At 55.9% G+C, this 20598-nt stretch carries 20 protein-coding genes; 11 read left to right on the top strand and 9 right to left on the bottom strand.

Annotated features, from left to right (window positions below; genetic code table 11):
- Positions 1–62: 62 nt before the first annotated feature.
- The 3 genes from JQN68_RS03480 to tnpA form a co-directional block, all read right to left on the bottom strand.
- A complete protein-coding gene (locus tag JQN68_RS03480) occupies positions 63–317 on the bottom strand; it encodes an IS66 family transposase (RefSeq protein ID WP_249621016.1) in 255 nt (84 codons plus the stop codon).
- A gap of 41 nt (positions 318–358) precedes the next feature.
- A complete protein-coding gene (gene tnpB / locus JQN68_RS03475) occupies positions 359–685 on the bottom strand; it encodes an IS66 family insertion sequence element accessory protein TnpB (RefSeq protein ID WP_249621015.1) in 327 nt (108 codons plus the stop codon).
- A 171-nt stretch (positions 686–856) separates the two neighbouring features.
- Positions 857–979 carry an IS66 family insertion sequence element accessory protein TnpA gene (tnpA, locus tag JQN68_RS14575; protein WP_283775367.1) on the bottom strand — a complete coding sequence of 41 codons (123 nt, stop codon included), beginning with the start codon at positions 977–979 and terminating at the stop codon, positions 857–859.
- Between the two features lie 778 nt (positions 980–1757).
- Between tnpA and JQN68_RS03470 the strand changes: the two genes are divergently transcribed.
- Positions 1758–2894 carry a hypothetical protein gene (locus JQN68_RS03470; protein WP_249621014.1) on the top strand — a complete coding sequence of 379 codons (1137 nt, stop codon included), beginning with the start codon at positions 1758–1760 and terminating at the stop codon, positions 2892–2894.
- Between the two features lie 198 nt (positions 2895–3092).
- Here JQN68_RS03470 and ltrA read toward each other — a convergent pair whose 3' ends face one another.
- Complete coding sequence (gene ltrA, locus JQN68_RS03465; RefSeq protein WP_225073272.1) at positions 3093–4430, bottom strand: group II intron reverse transcriptase/maturase; 1338 nt, start codon at positions 4428–4430, stop codon at positions 3093–3095.
- A gap of 1273 nt (positions 4431–5703) precedes the next feature.
- On the opposite strand from ltrA, the gene JQN68_RS03460 reads away from it, so the two are divergent.
- Positions 5704–6903, top strand: coding sequence for an ATP-grasp fold amidoligase family protein (locus JQN68_RS03460; protein ID WP_249621013.1), 1200 nt, complete (start codon positions 5704–5706; stop codon positions 6901–6903).
- Positions 6904–7057: 154 nt separating this feature from the next.
- On the top strand, positions 7058–7552 hold the full coding sequence (locus tag JQN68_RS03455; RefSeq protein WP_225073274.1) for a formyl transferase: 495 nt from the start codon (positions 7058–7060) through the stop codon (positions 7550–7552).
- Between the two features lie 308 nt (positions 7553–7860).
- On the opposite strand, the gene JQN68_RS03450 is transcribed toward JQN68_RS03455, so the two are convergent.
- The gene (locus JQN68_RS03450) at positions 7861–8181 is read right to left on the bottom strand and encodes a hypothetical protein (protein ID WP_249621012.1); all 321 of its coding nucleotides are present in this window, start codon (positions 8179–8181) and stop codon (positions 7861–7863) included.
- A gap of 42 nt (positions 8182–8223) precedes the next feature.
- On the opposite strand from JQN68_RS03450, the gene JQN68_RS03445 reads away from it, so the two are divergent.
- The 3 genes from JQN68_RS03445 to JQN68_RS03435 all read left to right on the top strand — a co-directional run bounded on the left by JQN68_RS03445 (position 8224) and on the right by JQN68_RS03435 (position 10685).
- Positions 8224–8385 (top strand): hypothetical protein, encoded by a 162-nt coding sequence (locus JQN68_RS03445; protein WP_249621011.1) that lies wholly within the window; start codon positions 8224–8226, stop codon positions 8383–8385.
- Between the two features lie 129 nt (positions 8386–8514).
- A complete protein-coding gene (locus JQN68_RS03440; protein WP_349632294.1) occupies positions 8515–9828 on the top strand; it encodes an APC family permease in 1314 nt (437 codons plus the stop codon).
- The gene (locus tag JQN68_RS03435) at positions 9825–10685 is read left to right on the top strand and encodes a class I SAM-dependent methyltransferase (protein WP_225073276.1); all 861 of its coding nucleotides are present in this window, start codon (positions 9825–9827) and stop codon (positions 10683–10685) included. The genes JQN68_RS03440 and JQN68_RS03435 overlap by 4 nt, the downstream gene beginning before the upstream one ends.
- A 140-nt stretch (positions 10686–10825) precedes the next feature.
- On the opposite strand, the gene JQN68_RS03430 is transcribed toward JQN68_RS03435, so the two are convergent.
- The gene (locus JQN68_RS03430; protein WP_225073277.1) at positions 10826–12370 is read right to left on the bottom strand and encodes a sensor domain-containing diguanylate cyclase; all 1545 of its coding nucleotides are present in this window, start codon (positions 12368–12370) and stop codon (positions 10826–10828) included.
- Between the two features lie 275 nt (positions 12371–12645).
- Between JQN68_RS03430 and JQN68_RS03425 the strand changes: the two genes are divergently transcribed.
- Positions 12646–13050 (top strand): rhodanese-related (seleno)protein, encoded by a 405-nt coding sequence (locus JQN68_RS03425; protein ID WP_283775366.1) that lies wholly within the window; start codon positions 12646–12648, stop codon positions 13048–13050.
- 3 nt (positions 13051–13053) lie between these two features.
- Here JQN68_RS03425 and JQN68_RS03420 read toward each other — a convergent pair whose 3' ends face one another.
- On the bottom strand, positions 13054–13491 hold the full coding sequence (locus JQN68_RS03420; protein WP_225073279.1) for a nucleoside deaminase: 438 nt from the start codon (positions 13489–13491) through the stop codon (positions 13054–13056).
- 291 nt (positions 13492–13782) lie between these two features.
- On the opposite strand from JQN68_RS03420, the gene JQN68_RS03415 reads away from it, so the two are divergent.
- From JQN68_RS03415 to epmA, 4 genes are all read left to right on the top strand, one after another.
- Positions 13783–15432, top strand: coding sequence for an ABC-F family ATP-binding cassette domain-containing protein (locus tag JQN68_RS03415; protein WP_225073280.1), 1650 nt, complete (start codon positions 13783–13785; stop codon positions 15430–15432).
- A 245-nt stretch (positions 15433–15677) separates the two neighbouring features.
- Complete coding sequence (mscL, locus tag JQN68_RS03410; RefSeq protein WP_225073281.1) at positions 15678–16088, top strand: large-conductance mechanosensitive channel protein MscL; 411 nt, start codon at positions 15678–15680, stop codon at positions 16086–16088.
- Between the two features lie 170 nt (positions 16089–16258).
- On the top strand, positions 16259–16822 hold the full coding sequence (gene efp, locus JQN68_RS03405) for an elongation factor P (protein WP_225073282.1): 564 nt from the start codon (positions 16259–16261) through the stop codon (positions 16820–16822).
- A gap of 7 nt (positions 16823–16829) precedes the next feature.
- A complete protein-coding gene (gene epmA, locus JQN68_RS03400) occupies positions 16830–17741 on the top strand; it encodes an EF-P lysine aminoacylase EpmA (RefSeq protein WP_225073283.1) in 912 nt (303 codons plus the stop codon).
- A 184-nt stretch (positions 17742–17925) separates the two neighbouring features.
- Here the strand turns inward: epmA and JQN68_RS03395 are convergent, their stop codons facing one another.
- Together JQN68_RS03395 and JQN68_RS03390 are read right to left on the bottom strand one after the other, a co-directional pair.
- Complete coding sequence (locus JQN68_RS03395; protein WP_249621010.1) at positions 17926–18969, bottom strand: KamA family radical SAM protein; 1044 nt, start codon at positions 18967–18969, stop codon at positions 17926–17928.
- Between the two features lie 57 nt (positions 18970–19026).
- Positions 19027–20598: a B12-binding domain-containing radical SAM protein gene (locus tag JQN68_RS03390; protein ID WP_225073285.1), complete on the bottom strand. Its 1572-nt coding sequence runs from the start codon at positions 20596–20598 to the stop codon at positions 19027–19029.

The following is a 20598-nucleotide window of genomic DNA, read 5'->3' as shown; positions in this document are numbered from 1 at the left end:
CGATCATCGGCATCCCTCCTTTCCTCAAGGAGGAATACCACGGTTCCGGGGTGGTACACTTTTCATTGCCGTTTTTGGGCCATTATTGCATTACCAGTGACACCAAAATCCAGCGGCAGGGTATGGCGGTCGAGATCGCCCACCAGCCGTTCGCTGCGGCGACCGAAGAGCTGTCTCTGCAGCCAGGCGAGCTGCTCGCTCAACAGAGCAACCTGCGCTTGCAGGGCCTCGATGCTGGCATCCTTTTGCCGCAGAAGATCCTGGACGGGGAGTCCGGCCGTTGTCTTGTCGCCCCGGTTTTTCATGGCGGAAAACATAGCACAAATCGGTCTGGAAAAGAAGCGGCAAGAGCCAATACCTACAAGGAAAATCGACTACTTAGGCGCCTTGGCACCACTCCTTCGAGCAGCAGGACGAACTGCTGGCGGGTCAGCTCCCGCCGACCGCTGAAACAGCCCGAGAAGGTGCCCTTTTCCAGCCGCTTGTACCAGATGGCAAAGCCGTCACCCTCCCAATAGAGGATCTTGATGAGGGTGCGGCGGCGGTTGAGAAACAAAAACAGCGAGCCGTTCAATAGCCGGCCGGGAAAGGCGGCCTCGACCAAGGTGCTCAGGCCCTCGAAGCTCTTGCGCATGTCGACGGCCTGATCATACAGGTCAATCGGCTGGCAGCGGGAAGGACGCACCGCTCACACCTGTTTGAGCAAAGCGAGGACATCGCTCAGCAGGGCGGGATCGAATCCGCGCTCCACGTGGAGCGCAATCCCGTTGCACTCCAGGCACAGACCGGATCGGCCGGGACCAAACAACAGCTCGACAAAGCTGCCGGAGGAGGCCGATTGTGGGACTTCCAGGCGTCAGCGCCAGTAGAGGAAACGGTGATAACCTTCGGCGTTCTGGCGGCACCAAGCCGCGATGCTCAAGCCGCTGCTGCGCCAGGCAGCAACTTTCTCGGTCCATTCTTGCACAAGGGATGACATGTGCTGGCCTCCTTCTCGAAATTGGAAACGGAGGACAGCTTAACCGGGGATTTATGGAACGGCAAGATGGGGTGAGTTGACGCTTACCTTAAAGCCGGAGAAGCCCGGGGCCAAAGGGCCCGAGAAATTAAGTATGTCCCCGGAATTCGGCAAGTTACTATCCAACTAATCTCTACTCGTGTACTTAGGGTGCAGGAGTAATTAGTCTTCAGGGAGTCTACCCTACAAAGGTTAACGTTTATTTGAATCCTACGTGAACCCAATAATTTACGGTGTGTTTTTTGCCTGATGAGGGTGGCGTGAAGGCGGATTTTGCATGGTTTCGCCGTCTTCCTCTTCATAAATCGTCCCATCTGAGAAGAAAAACATAGCCCTGAAGATAATGAGATAAAAGTTTATGGTTTTATATGGAAATTCTGTCCATTATTGCTTTTTTGCAGAGAAACTGGCATATCCCTAGGTTGTATCCTGTCCGAGGTATGTTAAGAGCCTATTTACAATTAGTAGAACATGGCGTATATAATAAATGCTCTCTAAAATCTTGGGACAACCATGTATCGCTTTTTTGAATGGCGATCGGGATCGTAAAGGCACACCATTTAAGAGTTTAATGGCCAAAGTGAACATGGATTTGTTTGTGCTCAAATGTGAGTACTTTCGTGCTAATTTTATGAAATTGTCGTAAATACTGATTCTATTTATGGTGATTCAAAGGATAATCTTTGAAAAAGAGTTTGTTTGTAGTCATTTTTGCAATTTATTAAGAATGGATGTTGCAATGAAGAATGTTTTTAGTTTCGTATTTATTTTTCTTTTTATTAATAGCTTTCTAGCAAACTGTGTTGAAGGATATGAGTGCAGAATTAATGAAGTTGGAAATAGTTACGTAATAGTTGATGGTTCTAATGTTTTTATGTCACAAAAGGTTTACGGAAGTGTTTTTGATAGTGGCAATGGTGATAAGATTAATTTTTCTGGTGGTGAAAAATTTGAGATAAAACAGGTTGACGATGCCCTGAGAAGATATCTGGTTGACTTTGGGAATAAAACAGCATTTTATTCTTGTTCTGGGCTGGATATGGATTTAATGTTTTCAAATGTGGTCCCTAAGTCCAAGGTTGAAAAAATTGATAAAAATATTGGTAAAAAAGTATGGTTAACAAATAAAGTCAAAATCATATACAAGGACCATGACAGTAAGGAATTATTTTCAATTAATAAGCCAAAAGAAGCTTCTATTGAATCAAGAGTGCTTGGCTATAAAGAAGGAAGTCCTTATAAAGAAATTTATTATAAAATCCTTTTTTCCTCTGGTGGCTTTTTTTATATAAGTGAAGAATTTTATGAGCGATATGTTTCGTCCGGAGACATTATTGTTGATAGCCTCGGTATTGAAAAAGCAAAAAGTGAATTAGATCTGCAAGAGTTACAAAAAGAAAAGAATGATATAATAAACAAGTTGAAAACTTATGGTATTAATATTGGTGAGGCTTTGTGGACTAAGTATCCTGAACCTGAGCTTCCAGGATTATCTAAAATAAAAATAAAAGATATTACATTGGAAAGAGACACTCCAAAAAATTATTACGACAAAACTATTAGAAAAAAAATTGTTATTTTTGCGATTTGTGAAAATAATAATGAAATTAAATATGAGTATGATGTTGATATTGAAAAAATCTCGCAAGACTTTTATAGAAAAAACATTGGTAAGGGATGGAGTAAAAGAGCACTTAATGCCATTAATAATAAGAATATATATATTGGAATGACCAAAAAACAAGTGCTTACAAGTTGGGGTAGGCCAAAAGATGTAAACAGAATGGTAGGGTCATGGGGGGTGCATGAGCAGTGGGTTTATCCTGGTAGTTATCTTTATTTTGAAAATGGGATTCTTTCGTCTTTTCAAGATTAGTCAATCACTTTTAAATGTAGATATTGATAATATATAAAAATTTCGATACCTTGAGTGTAATAAGCCTTGTGTTTAAGAAAAAGAATCATAATCAGTTATATATAAGGTTACAATGGGTAGAGTAGAGGGCAGGTATTTCCTGCCCTCCCTCATCAAACCGTGCATGCAGTTTTCCCGCACACGGCTTTCCGATGTTCTTCACCGCAAGGCATGCGCTGTCGTCCAGCCCGCTGTGGTTGGCACTTTGTACAGTCCGTACGTAGCGTAGAGCTTCCTACTGCCGAAGCGGTAGTATCCAGCCCCCCTGTCCTTGACCTTGTGCCGCTTCCGCAGGTGTGTTCTCAGTCGCTCCTCAACGTGATGTCTGAGGCTCTTAAGCGCACTGCTGCAATTTCGATAATGAAAGTAGCCCACCCAGCCTCGCACGGTGGCGTTGACTTCATTCACTATCCAGGTTAACGGCTTTACCGTTCGCGTTCGTTTCGTGAGTTCGGTTACTCGGTCTTTGACACTTTGTAGGGACTTCTTCGCCGGCTGGACATGGGGATAGCAATTCCCCGTTCTTCTGCTTTGTCCGATCCGGATTGTGAAGCCGAGAAAGTCGAAACTCTCCTTGTTGGCGTTGACCACCTTCGTCTTGGCTTCATTCAAGGTGAGTTCCAAACGATCCAGTATCTGCTGCAGGACTGTCATGGCTTGGCCGGACTTCGATCTCCGACACAGCAAGACAATATCGTCCGCGTATCTGACGCGGCGGGCTCCCAGGCGCAGTTGCAGGTTTCTCCGCTCCCATATCCTGTCCAAGATGTGCAGGTAGAGATTGGATAACAGTGGTGAGATGACCCCGCCCTGCGGTGTACCGTTTCGATTACCCTTGCCGCCTCCGACGTTCCGCTTCTTACCATCCTTGCCCACCTCCATTATTGGGGCCTTGAGCCACATCTTGAGCAGGCGCAGTATTTCGCCATCACAGATGCGTTCCGCGAATACCGCCAAGATGTTGGCATGGGGGATGGTGTCGAAGTATTTGCTTACGTCGGCATCGATGATTTCCGTATACCCACAGTTGAGGTGATAGGCTACGTCATCGACTGCGTCATGGGCTGACTTCTTCGGCCGGAATCCATACGAGGTTTCGCAAAAGTCCGCTTCGAAGATCGGCTCAATGACCAGTTTCACGGCCATCTGCGCCACCCGGTCCCGAATGGTCGGAATACCCAGAGGACGTTTACTCCCGTCCCTTTTTGGTATCATGACCCGTTTCACCGGATCGGGTTTGTACGTCTTGTTTCTCAGTGCTTCTTCCAGCCCCGCCAGAAAAGCGGTTTCCCTTTCTCCCGTCTCGATGGCCTCGAAGGAGAGGCCGTCTATCCCGGCGCTCCCCTTGTTGGCGCGGACAAGGCGATAGGCATGACTGAGGATGTCGGCCCGATATACCTTGTCGTACAAGGCGTAGAAGCGAAAGGCCGAGTCCTGCTTGGCCTTGCGGTAAAGCTTCCTCTGTAGTGTCCTGATGCTTTCCGGGGTGGCTAGCATGAATGCAATCCCCTCATCCTCCACTCTTCGGTTGCGCGAACAAAGCAGGGTCCCTTCCCTCGGACAGGGTTATGCTGTCCCGTGCCCTCAAGCGGTACTATGGACCCCTCCGACTCCCGGTACAGCCCAACGCGACTTCGTTGCCTTATACGCGCCGGTTGACGCTCCTCCAGCGCCACCATACCGGGCCTCCAGCACTGGGTTGAGCATCTTCCACAACATGCCGTCCCTGCTACCCCGGAAGATCCTATTGGCCGATTCCGTTATCAGGACCAATAGGCAGCGGCCTTCCCCTTCTGACCACAGGGTCGGCATCTTCGATCAATTTACGAGGCTACCTGTAGGTTCACTTGCGTTACGGCCTGCTGTTTTGCCAATTGGGAACTTACGACCCTCTGTTACCAGAACGCCGCTCCCTTGAGCTACCGGGGTGAACGGACAACTCCCCGGACGGGACTTTAACCCGTTAGATATTCAACTGTTACTGCATACGGTCAGGCCTTGATAACTTGAAAGAGTCAAGAGGAACGCGCATGAAATTATGTGATTCATGATGCCCACCACGCCGAACGGCGAACATGCCGCCAAGAAGGAATATTATTTGCCTTACGACCTTTCGCCGTGGACGATATCATCGCCAAGGGCGATGTCCATGTGATCAGGAACAACCAGCCGCAGTACGCGGTGCTTTCCGAGGCGCATTATTAGGAGCTGGCGGCTGAGGCAAAGGAAGCCTATCTTGCACGCGTATGGGCCTCGCTGGATGATGCCAAGGCACGGCGGGTTCAAAAGTTCACAACGGTCGATGCCCTGCTGCAAGCCCTCCACGCGGACGAGCCGGCGTGATGTTCACCCTCACCACACAGCAACAGTTTCTGCGGCTGGCGCGAAAATTCTTAAAAAAGCATCCCGACTTGAAGCCTCGCAGCGCCAAGGTGTTGGCCGGCCTGCAACAAGACCCCTTCCATCCCCATCTTGAACTCCACCGGTACCCTCTCACTTCTCCCAGATAAAGCTACATAGCACCCCCCGGCACGCTGTATCATGTCATCGCCAGAGGCAATCAAAAATCCTCGCTTTTCCTCGACGACCGGTCAATACCGCAGGTTACGTCCCGCCTGACGCCGCACTTGTCGTCAAGCAGGGACGTTGGGCCAACGTTGTTGAGAATTACAAATTCACATGCTATCTTCCAATCATTCCAAAAAACTCCGTCCATTGAAAAAAGGTCAACGTTCCAAACTGCAAAAGCCGGTCCATTCTTGAGGGACGGGTGAGACTTTCCATTCACCACGGCGCAACCATTAAGATACGTACTGGTTCCATCTACCATGGCATATCGCAAGGCGCTGAGGAGCAAGAAAAAGCTCAATATTTGAAATTTGATGGTCAGAAATTGGCAGGCCTGCTCTCTGTTACTTTCGCAAAGGCGAGGACATTGAAAAAGTGCGAGCTAGTCGATTATCTGATTTTATGGCTGGCACAGTCCTGGGTCATGGTGCGGCATCCGAAGATTTGGCGGTGCAGAAGGAAATCCGGCTTCCGTCCGAACATTGCCTTGCCACTGACCGCGAACGAGAAGTACGCCTGGAGAAAGATCTTTGATCGCGATCCGCGATTTGTAATTTTGTCAGACAAGCAAGCGGCAAAAGACTGGGTTGCACAGCATGATTTTGGCGCAAGAGTCCCAACGACGCTCTGGTGCGGAACCGACGCGAGGGACATACCCGAAACTGTTCTCCAGGGCGATGTCGTTATCAAGGCAACCCATGGCTGGCGGATGAATCTTTTCGTCAAAGGCGGCCAGTATAGCAAAACGCAACTGATCGAAGAGGCCAACGGCTTTCTTAAAAGGTCTCACGGTCGCCGCAAATTTGAATGGGCCTACCTCCACGTCCCGCGAAGGCTGCTGGCAGAAGAAATGATTCGGCCCGCGGCAGGGGATTTGCTGGATCTGAAGCTTTACACCTTTGGTCCGCACGTCGAGCAGGTTGTATTGATTTCGGAAAATGAACAGGGCCGGTCCGGAGCCATTTGGGAGCGGGGCCCGGAGGGCGATTTTCGTATGCTGGAAATCAGGACGGCCATCTCGGAGCACATCGATCGGCGCCCGCTGCCGGCTTGTATCGACGAAGCTCTGTGGCTGGCATCGAAGATAGGTACCGAATTCGATCATCTTCGTGTCGATTTCCTCACCGACGGTGAGCTTCTCTATCTCGGCGAGATCACTGTCTACAATCTTGGCGGCTGCGCTTATCATACCGGCGATATCGTGGACACCCCGCTGAACCGGTCTTGGGACCTGCGTCGCGCATGGTTTTTACGCAGTCCGCAGAAAGGATGGCGCAAGATCTACGCCGCTGCATTACGGAGGGCAATTGATCGTCATGCGCTCCAGATGTCGCGCTTTGACGGCGGCGATGCGGCACCGTTACCGAAGGTCACACTTAAGGGGAAGGGAATGCGGGCCTGACTCCATGTGCCATGTGATGACAACTTACTGGACCCCAAGAGTGCTACTTGTTTCCGATCCGGCTGTCGGCCCCCGCGCAGAGGTACTCCTGCGCCGGTTTTTTCCCGACCAGGTATCCGCCATATGGGATATCAGCAGGGAACCTGACACGGCGGTGCGAAAAACCGTTTCGGACCGCCCCTGGGACATCGTGTTCTCGGTTCACAATGATCTGCTCTTTTCGGCCCATGAACTCTCCGGGATGGGCCTCGCTCTGAATCTGCATCCCGCTTTGCCAAACCTTCCCGGCATCGGCCATGATGTTATCCCTATCCTGGAACAACACCCAGAAGTGGGAGTGACCCTGCATGAAATCATCGAAAAGGTCGATAGTGGAACCATCTTTCACACTGAACGATTCCCCCTGCCGCAAGGGGCGTCCCGCTCATGGGTACGACAGGTAACCCAAGCCCTCTGCTTGCATCTTCTCGAGTGGTCGGCTCGGATAGTACGTCAGGCACCGTCAGCCAAAGAGGCGCGCCTAGCATTATGGACGAAGGGGAACGGCATGGGCCAGCATTGGGCGGAAACTCGTCGCACCCGCAATCAGATTGCTCAACTTGTCGAACACGCCAGAATCTGTAACCCGGAATCGCCGGTGTTGCAGTGATATTTGACGCCGCCTCATTCAGCGGGCTCGTCGGACTCGCCTCAAGTAAAGGCAATCTTCCAGAATAAATTTAGCAGTGCAACAGGCCTTGAATCTTCCGAAGAACACCGATGGGGATCTAACAAACGGATACTCTCGTAGGATTTCGCGTAATTCTGCTACGAAATTCCAGCAACCCTGCCACCAACCATGAACTCCCGCGAAAAAGGCTCAACGTCCGAACCAATTCTTCTTTGTGGGGCTGTAAATCACGACCTGATTGTGCCCTCTTTTCTTGGCTTGGAAGAGAGTCTGGTCGGCAAAATCGATCATATCGTTTTTAGTGACTTCCGCATTTTCAGGGGACAAAACAAACACTCCAAAACCGGCGTGATGTTCACCCTCACCACACCGCAACAGTTTCTGCGGCAGGCGCGAAAATTCTTAAAAAACATCCCGATTTGAAGCCTTGCTTCGGCAAGGTGTTGGCTGACCTGCAACAAGACCTCTTCCATCCCCATCTTGAACTCCACCCCCTGATCGGCATCCTTTCCGATTGCCACGCGGCCAGCCTCACATGCAGCTATCGCATCACTCTGACCTTGTTGATTACCGAACAGGAAATGGTTCTTTTCGACATCGGGAGTCATGATGAGGTGTATCGGTAAGAAGAAAAAGTGAACCAGGGAAGGATGGCGCCTTTTGAAGCAATGTTTCCCATGAATTTTCCTTTTGGTCCTGGCGTTAAAAAATATCAGGGAGCCTTGCCTCACTGGATTTTAATGCCTATCCAGAAAAGAAAAATATCGGTCAGTGTTCCCAAGGAGCAGATTTGCGATAGCCTTTCCGCATGAAGCCATCCCTTGAACATGGCTTTGTCGTAAGAGGCATTGCCCGAGCAGAGGAATATCCCGCGCCCAAACTGCAATGGGGATGGAAAATCGCCTCCCAATTTCAGGAAAAGCTCGCGCCGGAGGATCCAGATGCACGGCCTTAAAAAAAGCGCCCCAAAATTCATGACTTTCGACGCCGTGGCCATAACCATCGGCATCGTCATCGGGGCCGGCATATTCAAAACCCCCTCCCTGGTAGCCGCCGAAGTTGCCGATAGCACCCGGATTCTCATGATTTGGGGACTGGGTGGATTGATTTCCCTGCTCGGCGCTTTCTGTTTCGCCGAACTGGCCTCCACCTATCCGGACCAGGGCGGGGATTATTTTTATCTCTCCCGCGCTTACGGAAAACCCATGGGTTTTCTGTTTGCCTGGTCGCGCATGACCGTCATTCAAACCGGTTCCATAGCCATGCTCGCCTTTCTGGCCGGCGATTACGTCGCGGGAATGATCGGCCGTCCCGGCTCCTCCACCCTGGTCGCCGCAGGCTTTGTCATTGCCCTGACGGCTTTGAATGCCGCCGGTTTTTCCCAGGGGAACAGGATTCAAAAATCCCTGGTCTTTGTCGTGGGCGCGGGTCTTTTGTTGATCAGTTTTTTCGCCCTGAACACTCCCGCGCACGCGCTACCGGTGGCTGCCGAAGTTTCTCCAATGCCTCCCGGGGCCATCGGCAAAGTGCTGATATTCGTACTGCTTACCTACGGCGGCTGGAACGAAGCGGTTTATCTCTCCGCGGAAATGGAACGGAAAAGCATCATAAAGGTGTTTATCTACAGCATCGCTTTCATCACCGCCATTTACATGGTGGTCAATATCGCCTTCATGAGAGGTTTGGGAATTTCCGCAATGGCGGGCTCTGATACGGCAGCCGCAGACCTGATGGAAAAAGCCCTGGGAAAAGGAGGCGCAGGAATAATCAGCCTGCTCATCGCCATCGCGGCTCTCGCGACAATCAACGGAACGCTTATTACCGGAGCCAGGTCCGCCTACGCCGTCGGAAGGGATTTCAAACTGCTGGGATTTCTGGGCAAATGGAACAGCGCCGCGGGAGTGCCCAGGAACGCCGTTCTGTTCAACGGGGCGGCTTCCCTGGTGCTGGTGGCTTTCGGGTCTTTCGCCAGGGACGGGTTCTCCCTCATGGTGGAGTTCACCGCTCCGGTGTTCTGGTTCTTTTTCCTGCTTTCCACCTTTTCCTTGTTCATCTTCAGAAAGCGCGAACCGGACAGGCAAAGACCGTTCAAAGTCCCCTTGTTTCCCCTCATACCTATTGTGTTTTTCGGGATATGCCTGTTCATGCTGGTATCAAGCCTGAGAAGCGCCGCGGCGGCGCCGATCGCCGGCGTGCTGATCGTGTCATCCGGCATTCCCCTGCTTCTTTTAAACAAAAAAAAGGAGAAAACATGAAAACACTCATTTATTTCCTGCTGGCAGCACTTTTCACGTTCACCCCGCCGGCCTCGAATAGGTTATTTGCAGCGGAACTGACCATGCCGGAGTTGGATGTGCCGTTCGTGCCCACCGACGAATCGGTGGTCACGGCAATGATCCACCTCGCCGGAGTGAACAGCAACGACGTGTTGTACGATCTGGGCAGCGGAGACGGAAGGATTGTCATCCAGGCGGCTAAGCAGACGGGCTGCAGGGGCGTCGGGATCGACATCGATCCCGTCAGAGTCGAGGAAGCCCGTGACAATCTTCGCCGGGCGGGAGTTGAAGGTGTCGAATTCCGTCAGGGCGACCTGTTCGAGGCGGATATTTCAGAGGCCAGCGTGGTCGCCATTTACCTGCTACAGAGTGTGAACCTCCGCCTCAGACCCAAGCTGCTGGGTGAGCTGCGGCCCGGCGCCAGGGTGGTATCTCATGCCTTCGACATGGGTGAATGGCAAACGGACGCCCAACGCGACGTGGCTGGGGCAAATATTTATTACTGGGTCATCCCGGCCAACATTTCCGGCACGTGGGAATGGCAAAACCATGCCGGAGAGAAGGAGGCTATCGAAATCAATCAAAGGTTCCAAGCAGCCAAGGGTGTCCACCGCGGGAACAACAACTCTTCCGATTTAGGTGAAATCAAAATTCACGGCACCAGCGTCGCTTTCAGCGGCGAGGCCCGCCATGGAGGAAGATTTGTTCCGGCGAAGTTTGCAGCTGAGTTGGTATCGAAAGACGTGCTTAACGGAACCATCACCACCGATTACGGCGTTTTTCAGTGGCAAGCCACGCGCCGGCCCGGCACCCGAAGTCGTATTGATGGCGAGTGAGGCTTGATGGAGTCCAGGCAATTCAAATTGAAATAAATGGGTCAGGGGTGACAAACGGAAATTTTCGGAGGAATTGGTGTAATTCTGCTGCGAAATTCAAGCAACCCTGAAACCCAACATGCGTTCCCGGCAGAAAAGGTTCAACGCCCGAACCAATTCTTCTTTTTGGGGCTGTAAACCACGACCTGATTGCGCCCTTTTTTCTTGGCTTGAAAAAGGGCCTGGTCGGCAAAATCGATCATATCGTTTTTAGTGACTTCCGCATTTTCAGGGGACAAAACAAACACCCCGAAACTGGCGGTAAGATTGCTGACTTCCAAATTGTGTTCAAATCTGCGGCGGGCCACGGCCAGGCGCAGTTTTTCTGCCACGGCCTCGGCTTCCTCGGCGCTCGTCTCGGGCAGCACGATAGCAAATTCCTCGCCGCCATACCGGGCAAACAGATCGTATTCACGCAACTCGCCACGGCACCCATCGCAAAACTGGCGCAACACTTTGTCGCCAACCAAGTGGCCATAGGCATCGTTGAACGCCTTGAAATTATCGATGTCGGCCAGAACCAGAGCCAAGGAATGAGATCGTTTTCGGGAACGTTTTAGCTCCCGGTCGAGAAAATCTTGAAAATATCGATGGTTATAAGCCCCAGTCAAGCCATCGACGTTCGCCAGCTGTTCGAGCTGCCGGTTTTTTCGCTCCAGTTCGGCGGTCAGCAACTCCAGCTTGACCGTCTTTTCCACCAATGACCGATTCATTTCTTCGTAGCTGAGATTGAGAACGCTCAATTCGGCGTTGGCAATCTGCAGGATTTCGGTGATGGATTTCTTTTCATCGATGTTGAGTTCGAAACTTTCCGCTACCTGGTTGACCTCGGCATGTACATTCTCCAGAAAATCCTTGAGGTAACGCTCTTCCAACCCGAACTGTTGCCGAACCTGGACCTTGAATTCGTTGACAATCGCCTCGGGTGTCTTGCTGTGATAGACCTGGGACAGCAAACCGGCAAGATTGACGACCTGGCACAGCCGACGAATTTGCGGATCGCGCCCATCATACCTGTTGGGATCGGCATGAAAAAAAATCGGCAGCACCAAGGCATCCGGAAACCCCCAGTTGCGGGCGACTTCCCCCCCGATGTAGGCGTGGTCGGCGCCTATGAGATCCATTTCGGCCCGGCAGCGCTTCTGTTCCTCCCCTGCAACCACTTGCTCCACCTGGCGGTAGAGCTCGGGATAGGCGCGGGCCAATATCAAAATTCCCAGGTTCTGCAACAAACCGGCGACAAAGACCTCTTCGGCGGCATTCTTGTCGATGGCCTCCATGAGCCTGCGGGCGGCTACCGCCTCGCCGAGGGACTGGGACCAGAAGTTCAAGTAGTCGAACCCATCGTTTCCTTTGGACGGTTGCAAGAAAGAAAAGGACAGCACCAGACTGCGCACGGCATTGGTGCCGAGAATCGAGGCGGCCTGCTGGATAGTGACGATGGATTGGGGGAAGCTGTATAAGACCGAATTGACGACTTTAAGGATTTTGGCGGAAAGGGAAATATCCTTGGAAACCAGCTCGGCAATGTCGCTGATGGTGGTATCCTCTCGAGCCGTCAGAGAGATCAGCCGCGAGGCAACCGGGGACAGGGTTGGCAGGGCATTCCCCGCCAGGACCGCCTGCAAAACAGCTTCCTTTTTCATCTATCGCTCCTGGTTGCCCGCGCCGCCGGCTGATCTGACCTGACAATATCTGTTAAAAACAAGGCATTTTATCTGGAACAACAGCCAGAGTAAAGGTTGGAAGAGCACCCTCGGCAGTCGTGATGAGAGGGCTTTTCCGGCAAAACAAGGGAATTTTTGAAAATTCTTACATTTTTCAGACCCAATGATGTCAAAATATGGAACACAGGAGATTGAAGGAGGTGACAGGGCTGCTAATATGAGGGTAGAACCGAAATGAAAGGAGGGACAAAATCATGAAAGGGAAATGGCTGGCGATTCTTCTGCTCATTTTGGTTTTTGGATGTGCCGGAATGGAGACATCCAGCCAGGGCCAAGCGCCCCGTATGGCGAAGGAGCAGCTGAAGGCTCGGCTCGGTTCGGCTGAATTGGTTATCATCGATGCGCGATCCGACATGGAATGGACGGAGAGCGACCAGAAAATAGCCGGTGCAGTCCGGGAGGCTCCGGAAAAATTCGACGATTGGAAAAACAAATATCCGGCGTCGAAGACCCTGGTCCTTTACTGTTCTTGACCGGATGAAGCAACCAGCGCCGGTCTGGCGCGGATGCTTATTTCGATGGGGTACCCGGATGTGTACGCCCTCAAGGGGGGCTGGCAGGAATGGCGCGAAGCCGGTTATCCGGTGGTCCCGAAGTAACCGTCATGCTCCAATATCTTCGTTCCAAAGATCCGGATTTGCCATGATGAATTGCCCCAGGAGCTGCTTGCACTCCCGGCTGTCGACCACGACCAGTTCCACCCCTCGGGATTGCAGGTACGCCTCCGGCCCATGGAAAGTTTTGTTCTCACCGATCACCACTTTGGGAATGCCGTAGAGCAGAATCGCGCCACTGCACATATCGCACGGCGACAGGGTCGTGTAGAGAACCGACCGTTTATAATCAGCCGCCTTTAAACGGCCCGCATTTTCCAGACAGTCCATTTCCGCATGCAGTACCACACTGCCTTTTTGCACCCGTTGGTTATGCCCGCGGCCGACGATTCTTCCGTCCAGGACCAATACGGATCCGATGGGAATGCCGCCGGCTGCCAAGCCCTTTTTCGCCTCTTCCAGAGCGGCCTGCATAAATTCATCCATCTCTTACCCCCTTCTCCCCAAACCCTTCGCTGAAAAAATCACCTTTTCCCACCAAGAGCCTTGCCGTCGCGCCCCGCCCCGTGGTACCAGTACCCCGGATTATCCATACAGGCTGCCGCGCTCATCGATCATTGTACACCATCTCTGGCCGAACCCCCTCCTTAGCCTCAAGGTACGGCAAACAGACCGGCGGGACAAGGTCCTGCGCCTGGCATGATCGGACCCTCCTTCGATGGGTTCGCGATGCCTCCCCATGAAAAAACCGCTTTACGCCACTTTCAGCGAGGTTTCATGATTCACCTGACCCATATTTCCAAGCAATACGGCTCGCAGATCCTTTTCGAGAATGCCAGTTTTCAGATAACCGCCGGCACGCGCAGTGGCCTGGTGGGACCCAACGGCGCCGGCAAAACCACGGTTTTCCGCCTGATTACGGGCGAAGAAGCCGTGGATAGCGGCGAAATCAGCTGCGGCAAGAAAACCGTCATTGGCTATTTTTCCCAGGATGTGGGCGAGATGGCCGGCCGTTCGGCCCTCGCCGAGGTCATGGCCGCCTCGGCCCGCACCATGGAACTGGGTCGGCAGATCGCCGAGATGGAAGCGGCCATGTGCGAGCCCATGGCGGACGAGGCGCTGGCGGCACTGCTGGAACGCTATGGCGATGCCCAGGAAGAATTCGAGCATCGCGACGGCTACCATCTCGAAAGCCGCGCTCAGGCGGTGCTGACCGGCCTCGGCATCGGCCCGGAGGCCCATCAACGACCGGTGGAATCCTTCAGCGGCGGTTGGAAGATGCGCATTGCCCTGGCGAAAATCCTGACCCTGAATCCCGACGTGCTGCTCCTTGACGAGCCGACCAACCATCTGGACGTCGAGTCCATCATCTGGCTGGAGAGCTGGCTGTCCGAAGACTTCAAGGGCGCGGTGCTGATGACCAGCCATGACCGCGAATTCATGAACCGGCTGGTGACGCGGATCATCGAGGTCGGCAATCAGACCGTCACCACCTATGGCGGCAATTATGATTTTTACCTGCGGGAGCGGGAAATCCGCCGGGAACAGCTCATGGCCAGCCATCGCCGCCAACAGGAGATGCTGGCCAAGGAGGAAGACTTCATTGCCCGCTTCGCGGCCCGCGCCTCCCATGCGGCCCAGGTGCAGTCGCGGGTCAAGAAACTGGAGAAAATCGAACGCATCAAGCTGCCGCCGGAGCAGAAAACCATCCGTTTCGAATTCGCCAAACCGCCGCGCAGCGGCGACGACGTGGTTCTGATGCGGGACTTGGCCAAGGCTTGGCCGACTCCGGAAGGGGGCGAACAGCCGGTCTTCAGCGGCATTTCCGGGCTGATCCGGCGCGGCGAGAAGATCGCCGTGACCGGAGTGAATGGCGCCGGCAAATCGACCTTCCTCAAGGTGCTGGCCGGCCAGGCCGAACCCGGTTCCGGTACGGTGACCATCGGCGCCAACGTCCATGGGGGCTATTTCAGTCAGCACTCCATGGATATCCTTGACCCGAAACGATCCGTATTTGAAACGGTCTGCGAGGCGCTGCCCATGGCCTCCGTGGGAGTGGTGCGCAACCTCTGCGCCGCCTTCCTGTTTCAGGGCGACGACGTGGAAAAGCGTATCGAGATCCTGTCCGGCGGAGAGAAAAGCCGCCTGGTCCTCGCCACCCTGCTGGCCAAACCGCTCAACTTTCTGATCCTCGACGAACCGACCAACCACCTCGACATCGTCTCCCGCGAGGTGCTGCTAGACGCTCTGCAGACATTCGCCGGCACGGTGGTGCTGGTCAGCCATGACCGCCACTTCCTGCGCAGCCTGGTCAACCGGGTCTTCGAGATCGATCACGGCCGGTTGCTGGCCTATGAGGGCGATTACGACTATTACCTGCACAAATCGGGGCGCGAGTCGCTGCCGGCAGCCGCCCTGCGGGCCTGAAGACTAAGCATGCATGGGGAAACGGGCAAATTTACTTGGCCCTCCAACCGGCAGAATTCCGGGCATACAGTTGCCAGACAGGCCAAAATCTGAAGGCCCTGCCAAGTATTGGCCGGACACCTGTCAGACCCCTTGCCGAACCCGAGCATATCCGAAGAATTGTGTTATATTCATGACATGAATCCGGTTTTTCCACCCTTGCCAGAACCGGGATGACAACCATTTTTCAAAGGGAGGTTCAACCCATGGGCATGCTGCAGGAATTCAAGACCTTCGCCGTGAAAGGCAACATGGTGGACATGGCCGTCGGTATCATCATCGGTGCGGCCTTCGGCAAGATCGTCTCGTCTCTGGTGGCCGATGTGTTCATGCCGCCGCTGGGTATTCTGCTCGGCGAGGTCGATTTCAAGGATCTGGCCGCCACCCTTCAGGAGGCCACCGAAACGGCACCCGCGGTCACTCTCAACTACGGCCTGTTCCTGCAAAACGTGTTCGATTTCATCATTGTCGCCTTTGTCGTGTTCCTGTTCGTCAAGGGCATCAACAGCCTGCGCCGCAAGCAGGCGGAAGCCCCGGCCGCGCCGCCCGCACCGACGGCGGAGGCAACCCTGCTGACGGAAATCCGCGATCTGTTGAAAGAGCGCTCCCCCATGTAATTGATTTCTGCCCAATATGCCGTCGCAACCGGCGACGTGGTTTCTCTCCCCCTTGCCCTGCCTCCAAGCAGGGCAATTTTTTCATGACAAAAACGGTTTTCCTGTGCTTTAATGCCCTGTTTCGCTTATTCGCCACCATGGCTTAATCATGTTTCGAGGAGAAAAACCGCATGTTGACCTGTTCCGATTTACGCAAAGGCACCAAGCTGATGATCGATGGCGAGCCCCACGTCATCGTCCAGTTCGATTTCACCAAGCCGGGTAAGGGCCAGGCCCTGTACAAATGCAAACTGCGCAACATGATCACCGGGTCTCTGTTCGACCGCACTTACCGGTCCGGCGAGTCCTTTGAACCGGCGGCCCTGTCCGAGCGGGAGATGCAGTACCTCTACCAGGACGAAAGCGGCTACGTGTTCATGGATCAGAAAAGCTTCGAGCAGGTCACCCTGAGCGAGGAAGCCCTCGGCGACCAGAAGTATTTCCTTATCGACAACATGGAAGTGAAGATCCTCATGTTCGGCGAGCGGGCCATCGGTATCACCCTGCCCAACTTCGTCAATCTGCGGGTCACCAGCGCCGATCCCTGGGTGAAGGGCGACACCGCGGCCGGCAACAACAAACCGGCGACGGTAGAAACCGGTTACAATCTGCAGGTGCCGTCCTTCGTTGAAGAAGGCATCCTGATCCAGATCGACACCCGCAGCGGCGAGTACGTCACCCGCGTCAAGGAATAAGAACCCTATGGAAGGCAATTGGGCCCTGGCCAGAAAGCGCCGGACCCTGGAGCAGCGGGCCCGGATTGTGCAGACGATCCGGGCCTTTTTTATGGAACGCGGCTACCTGGAAGTGGAAACCCCCCACCGCATCCCGGGCAACGCCCCGGAATGCCACATCGATCCCGTCGGCAGCGACGGCTGGTTTTTGCACACCAGCCCCGAACTGTGCATGAAGCGCCTGCTGGCGGCCGGTTATCCCCGCCTGTTCCAAATCTGCCGCTGCTGGCGCTCCGATGAGCGCGGCGGCCGTCACCTGCCGGAATTCACCATGCTGGAATGGTATGCCGCCGACCGCGACTACCATTTTCTGATGGAGGAATGCGAAGCGCTGCTGACCACCCTGGTGCCGTCCGGAACGCTGACCTGGCAGGGCGAAACCCTCCATCTGGCGCCCCCCTGGGAGCGGCTGACGGTAGCCGAGGCCTTCGCCCGCCATGCCGACCTGAGCGTCGCGGAAGCCCTGGCCGCGGACCGCTTCGACGAGGTTCTGACGGAGAAGGTCGAACCGCACCTGGGCAGACAGCGGCCGACTTTGCTGTATGAATACCCCGCCACCCTGGCCGCCCTGGCCCGCCGTCATCCCCGGCGGCCCGATGTCGCCGAGCGTTTCGAACTTTATCTGGCCGGACTGGAACTGGCCAACGCCTTCTCGGAACTCACCGATGTCACGGAGCAGCGCGCCCGTTTTCGTGCCGACGAGGCGGCCCGCCGCGCCGCCGGCAAGCGTCCCGTCCCCGAACCGGAAAAATTCCTCGAGGAACTGTCCGCCATGCCCCCCGCCGCCGGCATCGCCCTCGGCCTGGACCGTCTGGTGATGCTGCTGACCGATGCCGCAACCATCGACGAGGTGGTCGCCTTTACGCCGGAACTGCTGTAGCTGTAACCGTTCAGCACCGGGGCTCGGGGCGCCCTCCCCGAGGGTGTCTGGCGCCCGGATGGCGCCAGCCAAGCCCCATGGATGGGTTCATGCGGCCCTCGGGGTGGGCGGCGCGAGACCCTGCTCCACGAAGCTGAATAGTTACCTGCAGTTTTCATCCGGAAACGATAACGCCCCCCTACGGTTACTCCACCCGATTGGGAAATTCCAGGGTGGCGCCGCCGGGGGTGCGCAGCAGGGCCGGATGGCCCCCGCGCAGCAGGTACTCGGGCTGCAAGGGGATCTTGCCCTTGCCGCCCGGCGCGTCGATGACGTAATGGGGCACCGCCAGGCCGGAAACCGGTCCGCGCAGGGCGGCGACGATATTCAGGCCGGTCTCGATGCGGGTGCGGAAATGACCGGTGCCGGATGTCAGATCCATGTGGTGCAGGTAATAGGGCCGCACCCGGATTTTCAGCAGCCCCCGGACCAGCTCCAGCATGGTCGGAGCCGTGTCGTTGACACCCCGCAGCAGCACCGTCTGGTTGCCCAGGGGCAGGCCGGCATCGGCCAGTCGCCGGCAGGCGGCGGCCGCCTCGGGGGTCAGTTCCCGGGGATGGTTGAAATGGGTGTTCAGGTACAGGGGATGAAACTCGCGCAGCATGGCGCACAGCCGGTCGGTGATGCGCTCCGGCAGGGTCACCGGCACCCGGCTGCCGAGGCGGATCATCTCAACGTGGGGTATAGACCGCAGCCGGCGCAGCAGATCCTCCAGCCGATCGTCCTCGAGCAACAGGGGATCGCCCCCGGACAGAATCACATCGCGCACCGCCGGCGTGTTTTCCAGGTAACTCAGGGCCTGCGCCAGTTCTTCCGCCGTCCCGGCCATGGCCGGGCAGCCGACCTTGCGCTTGCGGGTACAGAAACGGCAATAGGTGGCGCACTCACCGCAGGCCAGCAGCAGCACCCGATCCGGATAGCGATGGACGATGCGAGGCACCGGCGACAGCCGTTCCTCGTCGAGGGGATCGAGCACCTCATCGGTGGCCACCAGTTCCCGGGGATCGGGTACGCACTGCTTCCAGATGGCGTCGCCCGGCCCTTGGATGAGCCCCAGGTAGTGGGGCGAGATGCGCATGGGATAACGCTCTACCACCGCCCGCAGCGGCTCCGGGTCCAACTGGTAACGGCGCGCCAGGTCGCCGGGATCGGTCAGGGCCGCGGCCAGTTGCCGTTGCCATTCGCTCATAGGTTCAAAACTCCTGAAAAAAATCCACTATCCCCATCGGCTCGGTCCGTGGCGAAATCATCGAGGCGGGAAGAAAAAGGCATGGTTGGAGGTGAACAGGGGCGGCGTCCGCCGGACAATGGCGCGGATGCTCGGGTCGCCCAACAGCTCCTGCTGCAGAAAACGACGCGCGCTGCGCCGTTCGCGGGCATCCTCGGTAACGGGCCGATACAGACCGAGTGGCTCCAGAGCCGCATCAGAGCCTGCCGCCGCGTCCGCCAGGGACGAATGGCGCGGCAGGTTCATGATGGCCAGGTTGAGAAAGTCGATGTGGTCGGCATGCCGCTGCAGAAAATCCCGGGTCTGCTGCAATTCGTCCAGGCTTTCGCCGGGCGTGCCAAGCAGCACGTAGACATAGGTGGCGATGCCGGCCTGCCGTGCCCGACGCAGCACCTCCGCCGCGCTCTCGACCCGGGTGCCCTTGCCGAGGCGATCCAGCACCGGCTGGGCGCCGCTTTCCAGGCCCAACTGCAGCAACCGGCACCCGGCCCGGGCGAGGCCGGGCAGCAGATCGCCGCGCAGCAACTGGGGCTCGAAGCGGACGAAACCGTACCAGGCCAGGTCCGCCATGAGCTCCGGGCTCCCGGCCAGGGCCCGCAAAGCCGGCAACGGAATGGCGTTGTCCGTCAGATGGAAATGGCGCACCTGCCAGCGGTCCGCCAGCTGCCGGAGCATTTTCGGCAGGGCGCTGCCCGGCATAGGCCGATAGGCATGCGCCGGGGCGCCCGCTTCCGGACAGAACAGGCAGCGCGCCCAGTAACAGCCGCGCGTCGCCGTCACCGGCAGAACCGGCAGCGGGGAGAGATAAGCCGCAGGCTCGAGGCCTTCGAAATCGGGGCGGAAGTTAGCTCCTCCCGCCCCGCTCAGCAGGACTTCGGTCCCGGCCTGTCCCTGGCTCAGCCGCCCCAGCGGCTCCTCCCCGGCCCCGGCGACCAGACGATCGAAGGGCGGCAGCCTCAGCCCCCCTTGCAACGCCGGCAGCCAGGAGCCGATCATGCCGCCGCCGGCTATCAGCTCCACCTCGGGCAGTTGCCGACGCAGCAATCCGGCCAGCTCGAAGGCCGGCAACACCTGGTGGCGATAATTGATGGACAGGCCGATGCGCTGCGGCCGCCATGCCAGTACCCGCGGCAACACCTGGCGGACATAATAATCGTGGAACAGGGTGCGCTCCCGACCCGTCGCCAGCAGTTCGAGATGCTCCGGCGTGAATTCGGACAGGCGTTGATGCCGGTAATCACCGAGGGTCAGGCGCTCTTCGCCACTCGCGCCCCGATAAGCGCCAAGAGCATCGTTGAGGTGGTTGACCGCCGTCACATACCGTGCCGGCCGGCTCATGGCCGCCGGCGAGCGCAGCAAGGCCAGGGCCGCCGCGGCATGACGCAACGCCCGACGCAACCGGGGTTCCGGGGTGAGGCCGGTCGCCGCTGCCAACCGGGCGGGATGCAAATGGTCAAGATAGGCGTCGAGGTTGGCATCGAACACCCGGACCTCGGCGCCGGCGGCGCGCAGATGCGCCTGAAGCACCGCCAGGCCCAGGGGCGGTTCGGCCGGCTTGGCCGCCGGCGGGTGGATCAGCAGAAGAGACAT

The sequence above is a fragment of the Desulfuromonas sp. CSMB_57 genome (assembly GCF_020194955.2).
Lineage (GTDB): Bacteria > Desulfobacterota > Desulfuromonadia > Desulfuromonadales > Syntrophotaleaceae > JAFCIY02.
This window is presented reverse-complemented; position numbering and strand designations above follow the sequence as displayed.

Coding starts and splice junctions, on each gene's coding strand:
- JQN68_RS03480 (WP_249621016.1), bottom strand. CDS start 317: ATGTTTTCCGCCATGAAAAACCGGGGCGACAAGACAACGGCCGGACTC.
- tnpA (WP_283775367.1), bottom strand. CDS start 979: ATGTCATCCCTTGTGCAAGAATGGACCGAGAAAGTTGCTGCCTGGCGC.
- JQN68_RS03470 (WP_249621014.1), top strand. CDS start 1,758: ATGAAGAATGTTTTTAGTTTCGTATTTATTTTTCTTTTTATTAATAGC.
- ltrA (WP_225073272.1), bottom strand. CDS start 4,430: ATGCTAGCCACCCCGGAAAGCATCAGGACACTACAGAGGAAGCTTTAC.
- JQN68_RS03450 (WP_249621012.1), bottom strand. CDS start 8,181: ATGACTCCCGATGTCGAAAAGAACCATTTCCTGTTCGGTAATCAACAA.
- JQN68_RS03445 (WP_249621011.1), top strand. CDS start 8,224: ATGGCGCCTTTTGAAGCAATGTTTCCCATGAATTTTCCTTTTGGTCCT.
- JQN68_RS03440 (WP_349632294.1), top strand. CDS start 8,515: ATGCACGGCCTTAAAAAAAGCGCCCCAAAATTCATGACTTTCGACGCC.
- JQN68_RS03435 (WP_225073276.1), top strand. CDS start 9,825: ATGAAAACACTCATTTATTTCCTGCTGGCAGCACTTTTCACGTTCACC.
- JQN68_RS03430 (WP_225073277.1), bottom strand. CDS start 12,370: ATGAAAAAGGAAGCTGTTTTGCAGGCGGTCCTGGCGGGGAATGCCCTG.
- JQN68_RS03420 (WP_225073279.1), bottom strand. CDS start 13,491: ATGGATGAATTTATGCAGGCCGCTCTGGAAGAGGCGAAAAAGGGCTTG.
- JQN68_RS03415 (WP_225073280.1), top strand. CDS start 13,783: ATGATTCACCTGACCCATATTTCCAAGCAATACGGCTCGCAGATCCTT.
- mscL (WP_225073281.1), top strand. CDS start 15,678: ATGGGCATGCTGCAGGAATTCAAGACCTTCGCCGTGAAAGGCAACATG.
- efp (WP_225073282.1), top strand. CDS start 16,259: ATGTTGACCTGTTCCGATTTACGCAAAGGCACCAAGCTGATGATCGAT.
- epmA (WP_225073283.1), top strand. CDS start 16,830: ATGGAAGGCAATTGGGCCCTGGCCAGAAAGCGCCGGACCCTGGAGCAG.
- JQN68_RS03395 (WP_249621010.1), bottom strand. CDS start 18,969: ATGAGCGAATGGCAACGGCAACTGGCCGCGGCCCTGACCGATCCCGGC.
- JQN68_RS03390 (WP_225073285.1), bottom strand. CDS start 20,598: ATGTCTCTTCTGCTGATCCACCCGCCGGCGGCCAAGCCGGCCGAACCG.